The sequence below is a fragment of the Phyllobacterium sp. CCNWLW109 genome (genome assembly GCF_037203905.1).
Classification (GTDB): domain Bacteria; phylum Pseudomonadota; class Alphaproteobacteria; order Rhizobiales; family Rhizobiaceae; genus Phyllobacterium; species Phyllobacterium ifriqiyense.
The window spans coordinates 946,477-962,573 of sequence record NZ_JBBCBK010000002.1 but is presented as its reverse complement, the minus strand read 5'-3'; the positions used below and the strand labels follow the sequence as shown (position 1 = coordinate 962,573).

The following is a 16,097-nucleotide window of genomic DNA, read 5'->3' as shown; positions in this document are numbered from 1 at the left end:
GACCGATAGTTTCGTTGAACAATCGTTAATTCAAGTTAAATTTCGTCTTCTTCACAGGGATTCTTGCCGACTCGCATGCCAGACCGACTCGTTACGTCTATTCTGACCGTAGAATCGAAGAATCGGGAAACAAACCAATGCCATCAGACAAGCCTGAACCGAAAATCGTCCATCTCGTCGTTGCCGATGTATGGAAAGAGAAGCAGGATGAGCCGCGACAGGTTCATCTACTTCTTATGCGGGACGATTCTGAAGGGCTGGTCGACTTCGCCCTGCAGATTCTCGCCAATGAAGGCTATGATGAAGCAGAGCTACTCGAGATCGGCACCCTCACCGAAGAGCCAACTGAAGAGCCCCATCTGTCAGCCTACAAGAATGCCCTGACTGGGCAGATCGCGATGATAGAGTTCAACGAATAGCTGTCACCGGCCGATCTACAGATTTTTTGAAATTCGCACCAGAGCACCACAGTGGGTGTTTGCTTCCGACAACGCAGGTACTGCCGAACAATACAACTGGACACTTTTATTGATTGCGAGCTCATGGGCGTTTCGGGACAATCCTTCAGATCGCCTCCCTGCCCTTTCCGACATATTCCTTCATTATCTCAAACATCGGCAACGTCTCTGAGAGATTTGAAGCATTTTTGCCGAAAAACCGCCGATTTTTGCTGAAGATTTTCCATCGTGAGTAGTAGTTTGGTTGTGGTTGGTTGAAAAACCCATGAAAAAGGCCGCCTCGGATTTCTCCGGGGCGGCCGTTTGATTTGGTGCAGCTAACCAGCTTACTCGGCTGGCTGGCCTGTCATGTCTGTCAGCATCGGGCCAGCTTTCGCGGCGCTTGCTCCAGCTTCCTTGCGGCGCTCGTCGATGATCAACTCGTCGCGAGCTCCGGCAATGCGGCGGATCTGCTTGACCGTTCCGCCTGTACCTGCCGGGATCAAACGTCCAACAATGACGTTCTCCTTCAGGCCCTGCAGAGCATCCATCTTGCCGGCAACAGCAGCTTCCGTGAGGACGCGTGTTGTTTCCTGGAAGGACGCTGCCGAGATGAACGACGGTGTCTGCAAAGAAGCCTTGGTGATGCCGAGCAGCACCGGAGTGCCGTAGCCTGGCTTCTTGCCATCTTCTTCAAGACGCTCGTTAATTTCGTCCAGCTCGATCCGGTCAACGTGATCGCCAGCAATAAAGCCGGTGTCACCAGACTCGGTGATTTCGACCTTCTGCAGCATCTGACGGACAATCACTTCGATGTGCTTGTCGTTGATCAGAACGCCCTGCAAGCGATAGACTTCCTGAATTTCATTGACGAGATATGAAGCCAAAGCTTCCACGCCCTTGATCGCCAGAATGTCGTGCGGTGCCGGGTTGCCGTCGAGGATATAATCGCCCTTTTCGATCGCATCGCCATCCTGAAGATGGAAAGGCTTGCCCTTGGGGATCAGATACTCAACAGGCTCTAGTGTCTCGTCGTTCGGTTCGATGACAATGCGGCGCTTGTTCTTGTAGTCGCGGCCAAAACGAACCGTACCATCAATCTCAGCGATGATAGCGTGGTCCTTCGGACGACGGGCTTCGAACAGTTCGGCAACGCGTGGAAGACCACCGGTGATGTCCTTGGTCTTGGCGCTTTCCATCGGAATACGCGCAAGAACGTCACCAGCCTTAACGTGCGAGCCTGGCTCGACCGAAAGGATGGATTCCACTGACAGCTGGAAGCGTGCGTCGCCGCCCTTTGCCAGTTTCAGAACCTTGCCTGCCTTGTCCTTGACCACGATTGACGGTTTCAGATCCGAACCACGCGGTGTTGAGCGCCAGTCGATAACCACACGCTTGGTGATACCGGTGGACTCATCCGTCGTTTCCGTAACCGAGAGACCGTCGACCATGTCTTCGAATTCGACGTGACCTTCGACTTCCGTCATGACCGGGCGGGTATAAGGATCCCACTCGGCAACGCGCTGACCGCGCTTAACCGTGTCGCCGTCATCAACATAGATGCGCGAACCATAGGTAACGCGGTGTGTTGCGCGTTCCTTGCCCGTTGCATCCAGGATGACAACTGCCATGTTGCGGCCCATGACAACCAGATGGCCATCGGAGTTACGCACCACGTTGCGGTTGCGGATTTGTACGGTGCCTTCATAACTGGCTTCGAGGAACGACTGATCGACAACCTGCGCTGTACCACCAAGATGGAACGTACGCATGGTCAACTGCGTGCCTGGCTCACCAATGGACTGAGCAGCGATAACACCGACCGCCTCACCCTGGTTGACCGGCGTACCACGGGCAAGATCGCGGCCGTAGCACTTGGCGCAGATACCGCCGCGCGTCTCACAGGTGAGAGCCGAGCGAATGCGGATCGACTGAACACCAGCCTTCTCAATGGCATCGATATCGAACTCGTCGATGATATTGCCACCAGTTACAAGCACGTCGCCTGAAATCGGGTGCAAGATATCTTCAAGCGCGGTACGACCGAGAACGCGCTGGCCAATTGTCGCAACGACCTGACCCGCATCAACGATCGGCTGCATTGTGAGACCGGTTGTGGTGCCACAATCAACAGAGATGACGATGCAATCCTGAGCGACGTCAACCAGACGGCGTGTCAGATAGCCGGAGTTAGCCGTCTTCAATGCAGTATCTGCAAGTCCCTTACGGGCACCGTGGGTCGAGTTGAAGTACTCGTTCACAGTCAGACCTTCCTTGAAGTTCGAAATGATTGGCGTTTCGATGATTTCGCCCGAAGGCTTGGCCATCAGACCGCGCATACCGCCCAGCTGACGCATCTGGTTCGGAGAACCACGAGCGCCGGAGTGCGACATCATATAGATCGAGTTCATCTGCTTCTGGCGACCAGTAACAGGATCAAACTCAACGGCCTTAATGCGAGCCATCATTTCGTCGGCGACCTTCTCGGTGCACTTGCCCCAAGCGTCAACAACCTTGTTGTACTTCTCGCCCTGAGTGATCAGGCCGTCATTGTACTGCTGTTCGTATTCGGTCGCCAAAGCTTCGGTTTCAGCAACCAGCTTCGCCTTGGTTTCCGGAATAACCATGTCGTCCTTGCCGAACGAGATACCGGCGCGGCAAGCATGGCTGAAGCCGAGCTGCATGATGCGATCGCAGAAAATGACCGTCTCTTTCTGTCCGCAATGGCGATAAACCGTGTCGATCATCTTGGAGATGTTCTTCTTGGTCATTTCCTGATTGCAGATATCGAAAGGCACATTGTGGTGTTTCGGCAGAAGCTCACCGATGATCATGCGGCCAGGCGTCGTGTCGAAAATCTTCGACGTTGGCTTGCCGTCAGCGTCGATGCTCTTGAAGCGGCCCTTGATCTTCGTGTGAAGAGTGACCGAACCATTGCCGATAGCATGATGAAGTTCGCCCATATCGGCAAACGCCATGCCTTCGCCCGGCTCTTTAACCGCAACGATCGACAGATAGTACAGGCCAAGAACCATGTCCTGAGATGGTACGATAACCGGCAGACCATTTGCAGGGTGCAGGATATTGTTCGTCGACATCATCAGAACGCGGGCTTCGAGCTGCGCTTCCAGCGAAAGCGGTACGTGGACAGCCATCTGGTCACCGTCAAAGTCCGCGTTGAAAGCGGTACAGACGAGCGGGTGCAGCTGGATAGCCTTGCCTTCGATCAGAGTGGGTTCGAATGCCTGAATACCAAGACGGTGCAACGTCGGAGCGCGGTTCAACAGAACCGGATGCTCGCGAATGACCTCATCAAGAATATCCCAGACTTCTGGCTTTTCCTTTTCAACCAGCTTCTTGGCCTGCTTGACGGTTGAGGAATAACCCTTTGCGTCAAGACGGGCGTAGATGAATGGCTTGAATAGTTCGAGCGCCATCTTCTTTGGCAGACCGCACTGGTGAAGCTTGAGTTCAGGACCAGTCACGATAACCGAACGGCCGGAATAATCGACGCGCTTGCCTAGGAGGTTCTGACGGAAGCGGCCCTGCTTGCCCTTGAGCATATCGGACAGCGACTTCAGCGGACGCTTGTTGGCACCGGTGATAACACGGCCACGACGGCCGTTGTCGAACAACGCATCGACCGATTCCTGAAGCATGCGCTTCTCGTTGCGGATGATGATGCCAGGAGCACGCAGTTCGATCAGGCGCTTCAAGCGGTTGTTACGGTTGATTACGCGACGATACAGATCATTAAGATCGGATGTAGCGAAACGTCCGCCATCCAGCGGAACCAGAGGACGAAGATCCGGAGGAATGACCGGAACGATCTTCATGATCATCCATTCCGGACGGTTACCCGACTCCAGGAAGTTTTCGACGATCTTCAGACGCTTCATCAGCTTCTTCTGCTTCAGATCAGACGTAGTTGTCGCCAGATCTTCCCGCAGATCGCCAGCAATCTTTTCCAGATCCATGGAAGCGAGCAGCTCATGAATTGCTTCCGCACCGATCAGCGCAGTGAAGGAATCTTCACCATACTCATCGACAGCAATCATGTATTCTTCTTCCGAAAGAAGCTGGTGCTCCTTCAGTGCAGTCAGGCCTGGCTCGGTCACAATGTAGTTCTCGAAATAGAGAACGCGCTCGATGCCCTTAAGGGTCATATCAAGCAATGTGCCGATACGGCTTGGCAGGGACTTCAGGAACCAGATGTGCGCAACCGGCGCAGCAAGTTCAATATGGCCCATGCGCTCACGACGAACGCGTGACAGCGTGACTTCCACACCGCACTTTTCGCAGATGATGCCCTTGTATTTCATGCGCTTGTACTTGCCGCACAAGCATTCGTAGTCCTTGATCGGCCCGAAGATCCGAGCACAGAAAAGACCATCCCGCTCCGGCTTAAAGGTGCGGTAGTTGATCGTCTCCGGCTTCTTGATCTCACCGTATGACCAGGACAGAATCTTCTCAGGGCTGGCGATCGAAATCCTGATGGAATCGAATGCCTGCACAGGCGCCTGAGGATTGAAAAGATTCATGACCTCTTGGTTCATGCCGTTTCTCCATGGGGCAAAAAGTGCCCTCTCCTTGCGATGAATATCCGCCACCGCGGTCCATCTAGATCAAATGCCGCTTCTTCAGCGGCTCGAAACGAATGCCGGGGTGCGCGGAAACTAATCGCGCACCCTGACGTTTTTTACTCTGCAGCGTCAGGCAATGCCTGTTGCTGTTCCTGCTGGCGTGTATCGTCCAGCTCGACATTAAGTCCGAGCGAACGCATTTCCTTGACGAGAACGTTGAAGCTCTCGGGAATGCCTGCTTCGAACGTATCGTCGCCGCGGACAATCGCCTCATAGACCTTGGTACGACCGGCAACGTCATCGGACTTGACCGTAAGCATTTCCTGCAGCGTGTAAGCCGCACCATATGCTTCCAGTGCCCAGACCTCCATTTCACCGAAGCGCTGACCGCCGAACTGGGCTTTACCACCCAGAGGCTGCTGCGTAACGAGCGAGTAAGGTCCGATCGAACGAGCGTGGATCTTGTCATCAACCAGATGGTGCAGCTTCAACATATAGATGTAGCCGACAGTCACCTGACGATCAAAAGTTTCACCCGTACGTCCGTCGTACAGTGTCGACTGACCGGAGGATTTTAGGCCTGCCTGCTCCAGCATCACATTGATGTCTGGTTCATGCGCACCGTCAAATACCGGCGTTGCAATCGACACACCGCGCTTCATCTGTTCGCCAAGACGAATGATGCTTTCATCATCATAGTTGCGAACCGGTTCGTTGCGGTCATTGTCCGGGATGATCGACTCAATCGTCGCCCGAAGCGGAGCAATGTCGCCCTGCTCGCCTAGTGCGTGCTGTGCCTTATAGGCTTCGATCAGTTCCCCGATCTTCTTGCCCATTCCGGCGCAAGCCCAGCCCAAATGCGTCTCAAGGATCTGACCAACGTTCATTCGGCTTGGCACGCCAAGCGGATTGAGAACGATGTCAACATGCGTTCCATCTTCAAGGAACGGCATATCCTCAACAGCAGCAATACGCGAAACAACACCCTTGTTGCCGTGACGGCCAGCCATCTTGTCGCCTGGCTGGATCTTGCGCTTCACAGCGACAAAGACCTTGACCATCTTCATGACCCCTGGAGGCATCTCATCGCCGCGCTGGACCTTTTCGACCTTGTCCATGAAGCGCTGTTCAAGCAGCTTCTTGGAGTCGTCATACTGGTTGCGCAGAGCTTCGATTTCGCCCTGGATCTTTTCGTCTTCGACAGCAAACTGCCACCACTGCGAACGTGGGTATTCACCCATGATGTCCTGTGTAACGACTGTGCCCTTCTTGAACGCTTTCGGTCCGGCAACAGCAGATTTGCCGTTGAGAACATCAGCAAGACGGCCATAGACGTTGCGGTCCAGGATAGCCTGTTCGTCGTCGCGGTCCTTGGCCAGGCGTTCGATTTCCTCACGCTCGATAGCCATGGCACGTTCGTCCTTTTCAACGCCGTGGCGATTGAAAACGCGAACTTCCACTACCGTACCGTAAGTCCCGGGCGGCATGCGCATCGAGGTGTCACGAACGTCCGAAGCCTTTTCACCGAAAATGGCGCGAAGAAGCTTCTCTTCCGGCGTCATTGGGCTTTCGCCCTTCGGAGTGATCTTGCCGACAAGAATATCGCCCGGCTGAACTTCGGCACCGATATACACGATACCGGCTTCGTCCAGATTCTTCAGCGCTTCTTCCGAAACATTCGGAATGTCACGCGTGATTTCTTCCGGTCCAAGCTTCGTGTCGCGAGCCATGACTTCGAACTCCTCGATATGGATCGAGGTGAAGACGTCATCCGAAACGATCTTTTCAGAAAGCAGGATGGAATCTTCGTAGTTGTAGCCATTCCAAGGCATGAACGCGACCAGCACGTTACGGCCAAGAGCCAAATCACCCAGATCCGTCGAAGGACCGTCAGCAATGATATCGCCCTTTTCGATCCGGTCGCCTACACGTACCAGCGGACGCTGATTGATGCAGGTGTTCTGGTTCGAGCGCTGGAACTTCATCAGGCGATAAATATCAACGCCAGACTTGCCCGGTACGAGATCTTCCGTCGCACGGATAACGATACGGGTTGCATCAACCTGATCGACGATACCTGTACGGCGGGCACCAATAGCAGCACCGGAGTCGCGAGCAACAACCGGCTCCATACCTGTTCCGACGAATGGCGCCTCAGCACGAACCAGAGGAACGGCCTGACGCTGCATGTTCGAGCCCATCAGAGCGCGGTTGGCGTCGTCGTTTTCAAGGAACGGAATAAGTGCGGCGGCAACCGATACAAGCTGCTTTGGTGAAACGTCCATCAAATCCACGTTTTCACGTGGGGCCATCAAGACTTCACCCGCATGACGGCAGACAACGAATTCATCTGTGAATCCGCCGGAAGAGTCGAGCTCCACATTGGCCTGCGCCACGTGATACTTGGCTTCTTCCATTGCCGACAGATAAACAACGTCGTCGGTAACCTTACCATCAATGATCTTGCGATACGGGCTTTCGATAAAGCCGTACTTGTTGACCCGGGCAAAGGTTGCGAGCGAGTTGATCAGACCGATATTCGGGCCTTCCGGCGTTTCAATCGGGCAGATACGGCCGTAATGTGTCGGATGAACGTCGCGAACTTCAAAGCCTGCACGTTCGCGAGTCAAACCGCCAGGTCCCAAAGCCGAAAGACGACGCTTATGCGTAATCTCGGACAGCGGGTTGGTCTGATCCATGAACTGCGAAAGCTGCGAAGAACCGAAGAACTCACGAACCGCAGCTGCTGCTGGCTTTGCGTTAATCAGATCCTGCGGCATGACAGTGTCAATTTCGATGGATGACATACGTTCCTTGATGGCACGCTCCATGCGAAGCAGACCAACACGATACTGGTTTTCCATCAATTCGCCGACCGAACGCACACGGCGATTGCCGAGATTGTCGATGTCGTCGATTTCACCACGGCCATCGCGCAGATCAACCAGCATCTTGACCACGGCAAGAATGTCTTCCTTGCGCAGGATACGGACAGTGTCTTCCGCATCCAGATCAAGGCGCATGTTCATTTTGACGCGACCAACAGCCGACAGATCATAACGTTCGCTGTCGAAGAACAGCGACTTGAACATGGCTTCAGCCGAGTCAATTGTCGGTGGCTCACCCGGGCGCATGACACGGTAAATGTCAAACAATGCGTCCTGGCGGCTCTCGTTCTTGTCCACGGCGAGCGTGTTACGGATGTATGGTCCGATATTGACATGATCAATATCGAGAACGTTGATTTCCGAAACGCCCGTGTCGAGCAGAACCTTGAGGGTCTTCTCGTCAAGCTCGTCGCCTGCTTCGAGATAAACTTCACCAGTTTCCATGTTGACGATATCTTCGGCTAGATAGGAGCCGAGCAGATCGTCTTCGGTCGCCTTGATGAACTTCAAGCCTTTTTCAGCAAGCTGCTTGGCACTACGCGCAGTCAGCTTCTTACCGGTTTCGAGGATAACCTCGCCAGTATCAGCATCGATAACGTCAGTGGTCGCCTTGAAGCCGCGGAAACGGTCGACTGAGAATGGAATACGCCATGTCTCGCCGTCACGGTTGAATGTGAGCGAGTTGTAGAAAGTCGACAGAATCTCTTCTGGATCCATGCCGAGCGCCATCAACAGCGATGTCGCCGGAATTTTGCGGCGGCGGTCGATACGCGCATACACAACGTCCTTTGCATCGAATTCAATATCGAGCCATGAGCCGCGATACGGAATGACGCGCGCAGCAAACAGAAGCTTGCCGGACGAATGGGTTTTGCCCTTGTCGTGATCAAAGAAGACGCCCGGTGAACGGTGCATCTGCGAAACGATCACGCGCTCGGTGCCGTTTACAATGAACGTACCATTATCGGTCATGAGCGGCATATCGCCCATGTAAACGTCCTGTTCCTTGATGTCCTTGATCGACTTCGCGCCGGTATCTTCATCGATATCGAACACGATAAGGCGCAGCGTCACCTTAAGCGGCGCAGCATATGTCAGATCGCGCTGACGGCATTCGTCAACGTCGAATTTTGGAGCTTCGAACTCGTACTTGACGAATTCGAGCATGGAAGCACCAGAGAAATCCTGGATCGGGAAAACAGACTTGAATACAGCCTGCAAACCTTCGTCCAAACGTCCGCCCTTGGGCTCTTCCACCATCAGAAACTGATCGTAGGAAGCCTTTTGAACCTCGATGAGGTTCGGCATCTCTGCGACTTCCGGAATCTTACCGAAAAACTTGCGTACGCGCCTACGACCATTGAAAGAATGGGTCTGAGCCATCGTCGCTCCTCGTCTTTATGCCAGAAACTGGCCTGTTTCTTAAAACCGCGTATGCGGCCCCGTGAACGGGACAAAACCCGTTTCCTGAAAGCACCAAATTGCCATCAGGAAAAGGGTTGAGTACCGGGCCCTCCGGAGAGGGTAGTCGGCGGACAGGTCACCCTGCCCGCCAATAACGCAAGGATTACTTGAGTTCAACCTTGGCGCCAGCTGCTTCGAGCTGTGCCTTGATCTTGTCAGCTTCGTCCTTAGTCGCTGCTTCTTTAACTGCCTTAGGAGCAGCTTCAACGAGGTCCTTGGCTTCTTTCAGGCCAAGACCGGTGATTGCGCGGACTTCCTTGATCACGTTGATCTTGTTAGCGCCGGCATCGGTCAGAACGACGTCGAATTCAGTCTTTTCTTCAACAGCAGCTGCAACTGCACCACCGCCAGCAGCGGCAACAGCAACAGGAGCGGCAGCAGAAACGCCCCACTTCTCTTCAAGAAGCTTGGAAAGTTCCGCAGCTTCAAGAACTGTAAGGTTGGACAGGTCTTCTACGATCTTTGCGAGATCAGTCATTGTGATATTCCTTTACAAGGTTCGATATATTGACAGCGAGAACGGCCTTATGCCGCTTCGTCCTTCCGGGCATAGGCGCCAAAAACGCGGGCAAGCTGAGCTGCCGGTGCGTTTACGACCTGAGCGATGCGAGAAGCTGGTGTCTGGATCATACCAACCAGCTTTGCGCGCAACTCGTCGAGTGATGGAAGTGCGGCCAGAGCCTTCACGCCATCTGCATCAAGAGTTGTTGCTCCCATTGAGCCACCGAGGATAACGAGCTTTTCGTTGCCCTTGGCAAATTCAATGGCGATCTTTGGTGCCGTAATCGGATCATTGGAATAGGCAACAAGTGTCTGACCTACGAATAGATCAGAAATGCCTTCCGATTCCGTGCCTTGAAGAGCGATCTTGGCAAGGCGGTTCTTCGCGACTTTAACAGTGCCACCAGCATCACGCATCTTGGAGCGAAGATCGCTCAGCTGCGCAACGGTGAGACCGGTATAGTGGGCCACGACAACTGAACCGGAATCCTTGAAGACCCCATTCAGCCAAGTGACAAATTCGCGCTTTTCCGCTTTTTCCACTGTCTCTCTCCATTTGACAGTAATGCGATATTGCATTCCTGCCGGGTTGCCTTTTGTTGCAAGCCTTCAGTCCGAAAACTGAAACCAAACAACAGTTGAGGATCCTGTCCCCCCTGCTTCGCCGGATTGGCTGCAAGCGAAAGGCAACTACGGTTCGAACCTTGTTCTTTGGGCAGAGCCCTCAAATCAAAGTTTTTCCACGTCTCATGCAGGTTCTTACGAATTAAGGCGAACCACCCGCAATCTCGGACAGGATAACCGGATTTTCATCCGGTTATCCAGGCCCCGAAAGGCCTGGAATTCTTTTCAATCAAGCGGTTAAGCTTGAAAACTCAATCAACAGTTACGCAATGCGTACTGTTGCCGGGTCGATCTTTACGCCAGCGCCCATTGTCGAGGAAATCGCGACGCGCTTGACATATTCGCCCTTGGAACCAGCAGGCTTGGCCTTGGTTACCGCATCAGCGAAAGCCTTGATATTCTCTTCAAGCGCCTTGGCATCAAAAGAAGCCTTACCGACGCCAGCATGAATAATACCGGCCTTCTCAACGCGGAACTCAACAGCGCCGCCCTTCGAAGCCTTAACTGCAGCTGTAACGTCAGTCGTAACCGTGCCAACCTTTGGGTTTGGCATCATGCCGCGAGGTCCTAGAACCTTACCGAGACGGCCAACGAGCGGCATCATGTCCGGTGTTGCAATGCAGCGATCGAAATCGATCTTGCCGCCATTGACGATCTCGAACAAATCTTCTGCACCAACGATATCTGCGCCGGCAGCCGTGGCTTCATCAGCCTTGGCACCGCGTGCAAACACGGCAACACGAACTGTACGGCCAGTGCCGTTTGGCAGATTGACAACACCACGAACCATCTGGTCCGCATGACGAGGATCAACGCCGAGATTCATTGCAACTTCGATAGTTTCGTCGAACTTGGCGACTGCACGCTCCTTGACCATGGCAATTGCCGAAGTCAGATCATAGAGCTTGTTGCGGTCAATGCCTTCACGAACCTTCGCTACGCGCTTTGCTACTTTTGCCATCGGATCAGCCCACCACTTCCAGGCCCATCGAACGGGCAGAACCTTCGACCATGCGCATTGCAGATTCAACATCTGCTGCGTTCAGGTCTTTCATCTTCGCTTCAGCGATTTCGCGGACTTTCTCGCGCGTAACCTTACCGGCAACTACCTTACCTGGTTCTTTGGAACCGGACTTCAGATTTGCAGCCTTCTTGAGGAAGTAGGAAACCGGAGCGGTCTTCATTGCAAAAGTGAAGGACTTGTCCTGATAATATGTGATCACGACTGGAACGGGCGAGCCCTTTTCCATTTCCTGCGTAGCCGCATTGAAGGCCTTGCAGAATTCCATGATGTTGATGCCGCGCTGACCAAGTGCCGGTCCGATTGGCGGGGATGGCGTTGCCGATCCTGCCGAAACCTGCAGCTTGAGCTGGCCTGCTATTTTCTTAGCCATTATACTCTGCCTTATGGTTATGCCGGATAAACCGGCACCTTTACATTATGCTGAAAAACCAGCGGTTGCAGTTTGGTGGTTCGGTTTAAAACCCGGCTAAGGTTTCTCACCTCCCACCTCTTCGTCACCGGAGTGACAGGACAACTTCGAGAGCCACCCTTATGATCAGACTTTTTCCACCTGACCAAATTCCAGATCGACAGGAGTTGCACGACCAAAGATCGAAACCTCGACCTTGAGGCGCGAACGCTCCTCATCAACTTCCTGTACCGTACCGTTGAACGACGCAAAGGGTCCATCAGCAACACGAACGCTTTCACCAATCTCAAACGAGATCGATGCCTTAGGACGCTCAACACCCTCCTGAACTTGGGTCAGGATGCGCTCTGCTTCCTTGTCGGAAATTGCGATCGGCTTATTATCCGAACCCAAAAAACCGGTTACCTTCGGCGTGTTCTTGATCAAATGATATGCATCATCCGTCAAATCAGCACGAACCATGACATAGCCCGGGAAGAATTTACGCTCAGCATCAACCTTACGGCCACGGCGCACTTCAACCACTTTTTCGGTCGGAACGAGGATCTTTTCAAAAAGATGCGACAGACCCTTCTGTCGCGCCTTTTCTTCGATCGACTCGGCGACCTTCTTCTCAAAATTCGAATAGGCGTGAACGATATACCAGCGCGCGGTCATTGTTGAATTCCCAATCCCGATTTTCTTGTCAGCCTGCGTTAACGACCAAGACCGAGAATGAGATCAATCCCGTATGCCATCAACTGATCAGCTGCGAAAAAAAAGATCGCAGCAAAGAACGCCATTATCATCACCATCGCAGTGGAAATGAGCGTTTCGCGACGCGAAGGCCATGTGACCTTTGCGGTTTCAGCGCGCACTTGCTGAAAAAAAGTTATTGGATTCGTTTTGGATGCCATTTACCGCTCGTGCGTGTCATTTCGCTGCAAACACACTGCATTAATATTTAAATGCCGACTGTTCACACCATTACGGCCCGTAAAGCTGATTATTCAGCTCCACGCACCGCGTGTCTGTTGACGTTACATAGAACCGATTCCGGTAAAACACAAGGCCCCGGAGTCAATTCCTTCTCAACATCTGCAGTTACACCATCCAATCGTGTACCCAGCAGACTATATAGATGGCAGGGGAGACAGGATTCGAACCTGCGACCTACGGTTTTGGAGACCGCCGCTCTACCAACTGAGCTACTCCCCTATCTTCGGGGCGTACATTCCACAAAGCCGTGGCCTTTTCAAGGGCCAATACGCGACTTCTTGCGCCTTGCTGAAAAATTATCTGTTTAGCTTGCCAACAATTGCGCCTGACTGCGTCCATTTCCGATTCGGAACCAAATTCTTTGCAAACAAAAAGGGCGATCCAATGGACCGCCCTTCCCGATTCGAACTGTCAGGCGACAGTCTTACTCAATGATAGAAGCGACGATGCCAGCACCGACGGTGCGGCCACCTTCACGGATAGCGAAGCGGAGCTTCTCTTCCATGGCGATTGGCACGATCAGCGTCACATCAACCGAGATGTTGTCGCCAGGCATGACCATTTCCGTACCTTCCGGCAAAGTCACTACACCCGTCACGTCAGTCGTGCGGAAGTAGAACTGTGGACGGTAGTTGGAGAAGAATGGCGTATGACGGCCACCTTCGTCCTTCGTCAGAATATAGGCTTCTGCCTTGAACTTCGTGTGCGGCTTGACCGAACCTGGCTTGGCAAGGATCTGACCGCGCTCAACGTCTTCACGGCCAACACCGCGAACCAGTGCACCGATGTTGTCGCCTGCCTGGCCCTGATCGAGCAGCTTGCGGAACATTTCAACGCCGGTAACTGTTGTCTTTGTCGTCGGCTTGATGCCGATGATTTCAACTTCTTCACCAACCTTGACGATACCGCGTTCAACACGGCCAGTCACAACCGTACCACGACCCGAGATCGAGAAAACGTCTTCGATCGGCATCAGGAATGGCTGGTCAATAGGACGCTCTGGCGTTGGAATGTACTTGTCAACTTCAGCCATCAGCGCGCGAACTGCGTCTTCGCCGATTTCCTTGTTGCTGTCTTCAAGTGCAGCCAAAGCCGAACCCTTGACGATCGGTACATCGTCGCCCGGGAAATCATACTTGGAAAGAAGCTCACGAACTTCAAGCTCAACCAGTTCGAGCAATTCAGCATCGTCAACCTGATCAACCTTGTTCAGGAACACGACGATCGCTGGAACGCCAACCTGACGGGCAAGCAGAATGTGCTCGCGGGTCTGGGGCATCGGGCCGTCAGCGGCAGACACAACCAGAATAGCGCCATCCATCTGCGCAGCGCCGGTGATCATGTTCTTCACATAGTCGGCGTGGCCAGGGCAATCAACGTGTGCATAGTGACGCGCAGGCGTCTCATACTCAACGTGTGCCGTCGAAATGGTGATGCCGCGTGCCTTCTCTTCCGGTGCAGCGTCAATCTGGTCATACGCCTTGTACTCACCAAAATACTTCGTAATCGCTGCCGTCAACGACGTCTTGCCATGGTCAACGTGACCAATCGTGCCGATGTTTACGTGCGGCTTATTACGTTCAAACTTGCTCTTAGCCATAATCGTCGTTCTCTCGTCATCACAACCGGTCTAGAGGCCGGTACCATGTTTGTAGTCAGACGAGACAGCGAGCCGTCCGTCAGCACAGTCACCCGCCCGGCCAAACACGACCGATCCGGGTTGGGTTCGTCTTGGGATATGCTCGTTCATATGGGGACACATGAGCGGCGTACAAGCTCAAGACAAAATCGAAGAGCACCATACGCGCTCTCGCGTGTACGCGGTGCTCTCTGTCGAAACTGGAGCGGGTAGCGGGAATCGAACCCGCATATTCAGCTTGGAAGGCTGCTGCTCTACCACTGAGCTATACCCGCACAACACTCAAATTGGCACATAATCTCCACCAAGACCAATTCGTCTTGGGATTATGCGCCAGGCGGGCGGTTCCGGCAGTGGTGGAGGAGGTTGGATTCGAACCAACGTAAGCCAAGCTAACGGATTTACAGTCCGTCCCCTTTAACCACTCGGGCACTCCTCCGGTCACTGCCGATGGAACCGCGCCATTTGGCACTTCGCAAACAACCGCCGGACAGTTCATCAGGCTGCTGCTTGCGGAGGGCCTTATGCCGACTAGGTCACGTGGTGTCAACACTTACTGGCAGAAAATGAATGAGTTGTGGAAATTGCCTGACAAATTATGCGGTTCAACCGACCGAAGCCAATAAATTCAACGAATAGTCGTATCGCTGAACGAAGTGAAAGCGTATATGGTCGCGTTATGACGACACAAAAACCCACACATACGCAAAAAGATTCCCATTACGCGACATTGCGCCGCCAGTACCGCGATCAGAAGGCTGGCGGTACACCGCAACAGGCTGAACGAGCTTCGCGTCCTCAAGTCGCCGGCACACAAGCACCGGAAGGGCTTGTCCGGCTCTATGGTTTGCATACGGTCCGCGCAGCACTGGATAACCCTGCCCGCCAGATCAAACGCATGCTGGTCACGAAGAATGCTCTCGATCGACTGGAAATCGCTGATCCAGACGCCCTGGGATTCGACGTTGAAATTGTTGAGCCCCGCGCAATCGATAAGGAAACCGGCTCTGATGCCGTGCATCAAGGCGTGATGATCGAAGCAAAGCCTTTAAAAGCCCAATCTTTGAAAGTGCTTCAAGAAAGCGATCTCCTGCTGATTCTTGATCAGGTTACTGATCCACACAATGTCGGCGCAATCATGCGGTCCGCAGTGGCCTTCGGCGCTGGAGCTATCATCACAACGGCAAGGCACAGCCCACAAGAATCAGGCGTCCTTGCAAAAGCCGCTTCTGGCGCGCTTGAACTTATTCCCCATATAGAAGTTCGCAATCTTGCTGATGCGATCAGTGAATTACACGAGCTCGGCTTCACAACAATTGGGCTTGATTCGGAAGGGCCGCTCGAACTCGAAAAAACGATGAAGCCAGGACGCATTGCCTTGGTCCTCGGCGCAGAAGGCAAAGGCTTACGTCAGAAGACGCGCGAGACAGTTACCCACCTCGCCCGTCTTGATATGCCCGGCGCTATCAAATCATTGAATGTGTCCAACGCGGCTGCAATCTCACTTTATGCAGCCCAACGCTATCTGACGCGATGAAGGAACTGCCCAC

Annotated in this window: 11 protein-coding genes and 3 tRNA genes; 2 read left to right on the top strand and 12 right to left on the bottom strand. The window is 53.5% G+C overall.

Going from position 1 to position 16,097, the window contains the following annotated elements:
* The first annotated feature begins 137 nt into the window (after positions 1 to 137).
* Positions 138 to 419, top strand: coding sequence for a hypothetical protein (locus V9K92_RS09980; protein WP_337353875.1), 282 nt, complete (start codon positions 138 to 140; stop codon positions 417 to 419).
* 365 nt (positions 420 to 784) lie between these two features.
* Here V9K92_RS09980 and rpoC read toward each other — a convergent pair whose 3' ends face one another.
* The 12 genes from rpoC to V9K92_RS09920 form a co-directional block, all read right to left on the bottom strand.
* Positions 785 to 4,993: a DNA-directed RNA polymerase subunit beta' gene (rpoC, locus tag V9K92_RS09975; RefSeq protein ID WP_115055805.1), complete on the bottom strand. Its 4,209-nt coding sequence runs from the start codon at positions 4,991 to 4,993 to the stop codon at positions 785 to 787.
* A 143-nt stretch (positions 4,994 to 5,136) separates the two neighbouring features.
* Positions 5,137 to 9,291 (bottom strand): DNA-directed RNA polymerase subunit beta, encoded by a 4,155-nt coding sequence (gene rpoB, locus V9K92_RS09970; RefSeq protein WP_115055807.1) that lies wholly within the window; start codon positions 9,289 to 9,291, stop codon positions 5,137 to 5,139.
* Positions 9,292 to 9,475: 184 nt separating this feature from the next.
* Positions 9,476 to 9,850, bottom strand: a complete 375-nt coding sequence (gene rplL, locus V9K92_RS09965) for a 50S ribosomal protein L7/L12 (RefSeq protein ID WP_115055809.1) — start codon at positions 9,848 to 9,850, stop codon at positions 9,476 to 9,478.
* Positions 9,851 to 9,897: 47 nt separating this feature from the next.
* Complete coding sequence (gene rplJ, locus V9K92_RS09960) at positions 9,898 to 10,416, bottom strand: 50S ribosomal protein L10 (RefSeq protein WP_115055811.1); 519 nt, start codon at positions 10,414 to 10,416, stop codon at positions 9,898 to 9,900.
* Between the two features lie 343 nt (positions 10,417 to 10,759).
* Positions 10,760 to 11,458: a 50S ribosomal protein L1 gene (gene rplA, locus V9K92_RS09955; RefSeq protein WP_115055813.1), complete on the bottom strand. Its 699-nt coding sequence runs from the start codon at positions 11,456 to 11,458 to the stop codon at positions 10,760 to 10,762.
* A 4-nt stretch (positions 11,459 to 11,462) separates the two neighbouring features.
* A complete protein-coding gene (gene rplK / locus V9K92_RS09950) occupies positions 11,463 to 11,891 on the bottom strand; it encodes a 50S ribosomal protein L11 (protein ID WP_115055815.1) in 429 nt (142 codons plus the stop codon).
* Positions 11,892 to 12,056: 165 nt separating this feature from the next.
* Entirely contained in the window at positions 12,057 to 12,587 is a 531-nt protein-coding gene (gene nusG, locus V9K92_RS09945; protein WP_008121728.1) for a transcription termination/antitermination protein NusG, read from the bottom strand.
* A gap of 38 nt (positions 12,588 to 12,625) precedes the next feature.
* Positions 12,626 to 12,826, bottom strand: coding sequence for a preprotein translocase subunit SecE (secE, locus tag V9K92_RS09940; protein WP_008121726.1), 201 nt, complete (start codon positions 12,824 to 12,826; stop codon positions 12,626 to 12,628).
* 225 nt (positions 12,827 to 13,051) lie between these two features.
* A tRNA-Trp gene (locus tag V9K92_RS09935) sits at positions 13,052 to 13,127 on the bottom strand.
* A gap of 205 nt (positions 13,128 to 13,332) precedes the next feature.
* Positions 13,333 to 14,508 (bottom strand): elongation factor Tu, encoded by a 1,176-nt coding sequence (tuf, locus tag V9K92_RS09930; RefSeq protein WP_115055874.1) that lies wholly within the window; start codon positions 14,506 to 14,508, stop codon positions 13,333 to 13,335.
* A 240-nt stretch (positions 14,509 to 14,748) separates the two neighbouring features.
* A tRNA-Gly gene (locus V9K92_RS09925) sits at positions 14,749 to 14,822 on the bottom strand.
* A gap of 79 nt (positions 14,823 to 14,901) precedes the next feature.
* Positions 14,902 to 14,986: transfer RNA gene (locus V9K92_RS09920), tRNA-Tyr, on the bottom strand.
* A gap of 240 nt (positions 14,987 to 15,226) precedes the next feature.
* Here V9K92_RS09920 and rlmB point away from each other — a divergent pair.
* Positions 15,227 to 16,084, top strand: a complete 858-nt coding sequence (gene rlmB / locus V9K92_RS09915) for a 23S rRNA (guanosine(2251)-2'-O)-methyltransferase RlmB (RefSeq protein WP_307284438.1) — start codon at positions 15,227 to 15,229, stop codon at positions 16,082 to 16,084.
* Positions 16,085 to 16,097: the final 13 nt, after the last annotated feature.

Bases quoted from the DNA above. Each gene is read 5' to 3' on its own strand.
- rplK (WP_115055815.1), bottom strand. From the start codon at position 11,891: ATGGCTAAGAAAATAGCAGGCCAGCTCAAGCTGCAGGTTTCGGCAGGA.
- rplA (WP_115055813.1), bottom strand. From the start codon at position 11,458: ATGGCAAAAGTAGCAAAGCGCGTAGCGAAGGTTCGTGAAGGCATTGAC.
- rplL (WP_115055809.1), bottom strand. From the start codon at position 9,850: ATGACTGATCTCGCAAAGATCGTAGAAGACCTGTCCAACCTTACAGTT.
- rlmB (WP_307284438.1), top strand. From the start codon at position 15,227: ATGACGACACAAAAACCCACACATACGCAAAAAGATTCCCATTACGCG.
- V9K92_RS09980 (WP_337353875.1), top strand. From the start codon at position 138: ATGCCATCAGACAAGCCTGAACCGAAAATCGTCCATCTCGTCGTTGCC.
- tuf (WP_115055874.1), bottom strand. From the start codon at position 14,508: ATGGCTAAGAGCAAGTTTGAACGTAATAAGCCGCACGTAAACATCGGC.
- secE (WP_008121726.1), bottom strand. From the start codon at position 12,826: ATGGCATCCAAAACGAATCCAATAACTTTTTTTCAGCAAGTGCGCGCT.
- rpoB (WP_115055807.1), bottom strand. From the start codon at position 9,291: ATGGCTCAGACCCATTCTTTCAATGGTCGTAGGCGCGTACGCAAGTTT.
- nusG (WP_008121728.1), bottom strand. From the start codon at position 12,587: ATGACCGCGCGCTGGTATATCGTTCACGCCTATTCGAATTTTGAGAAG.
- rpoC (WP_115055805.1), bottom strand. From the start codon at position 4,993: ATGAACCAAGAGGTCATGAATCTTTTCAATCCTCAGGCGCCTGTGCAG.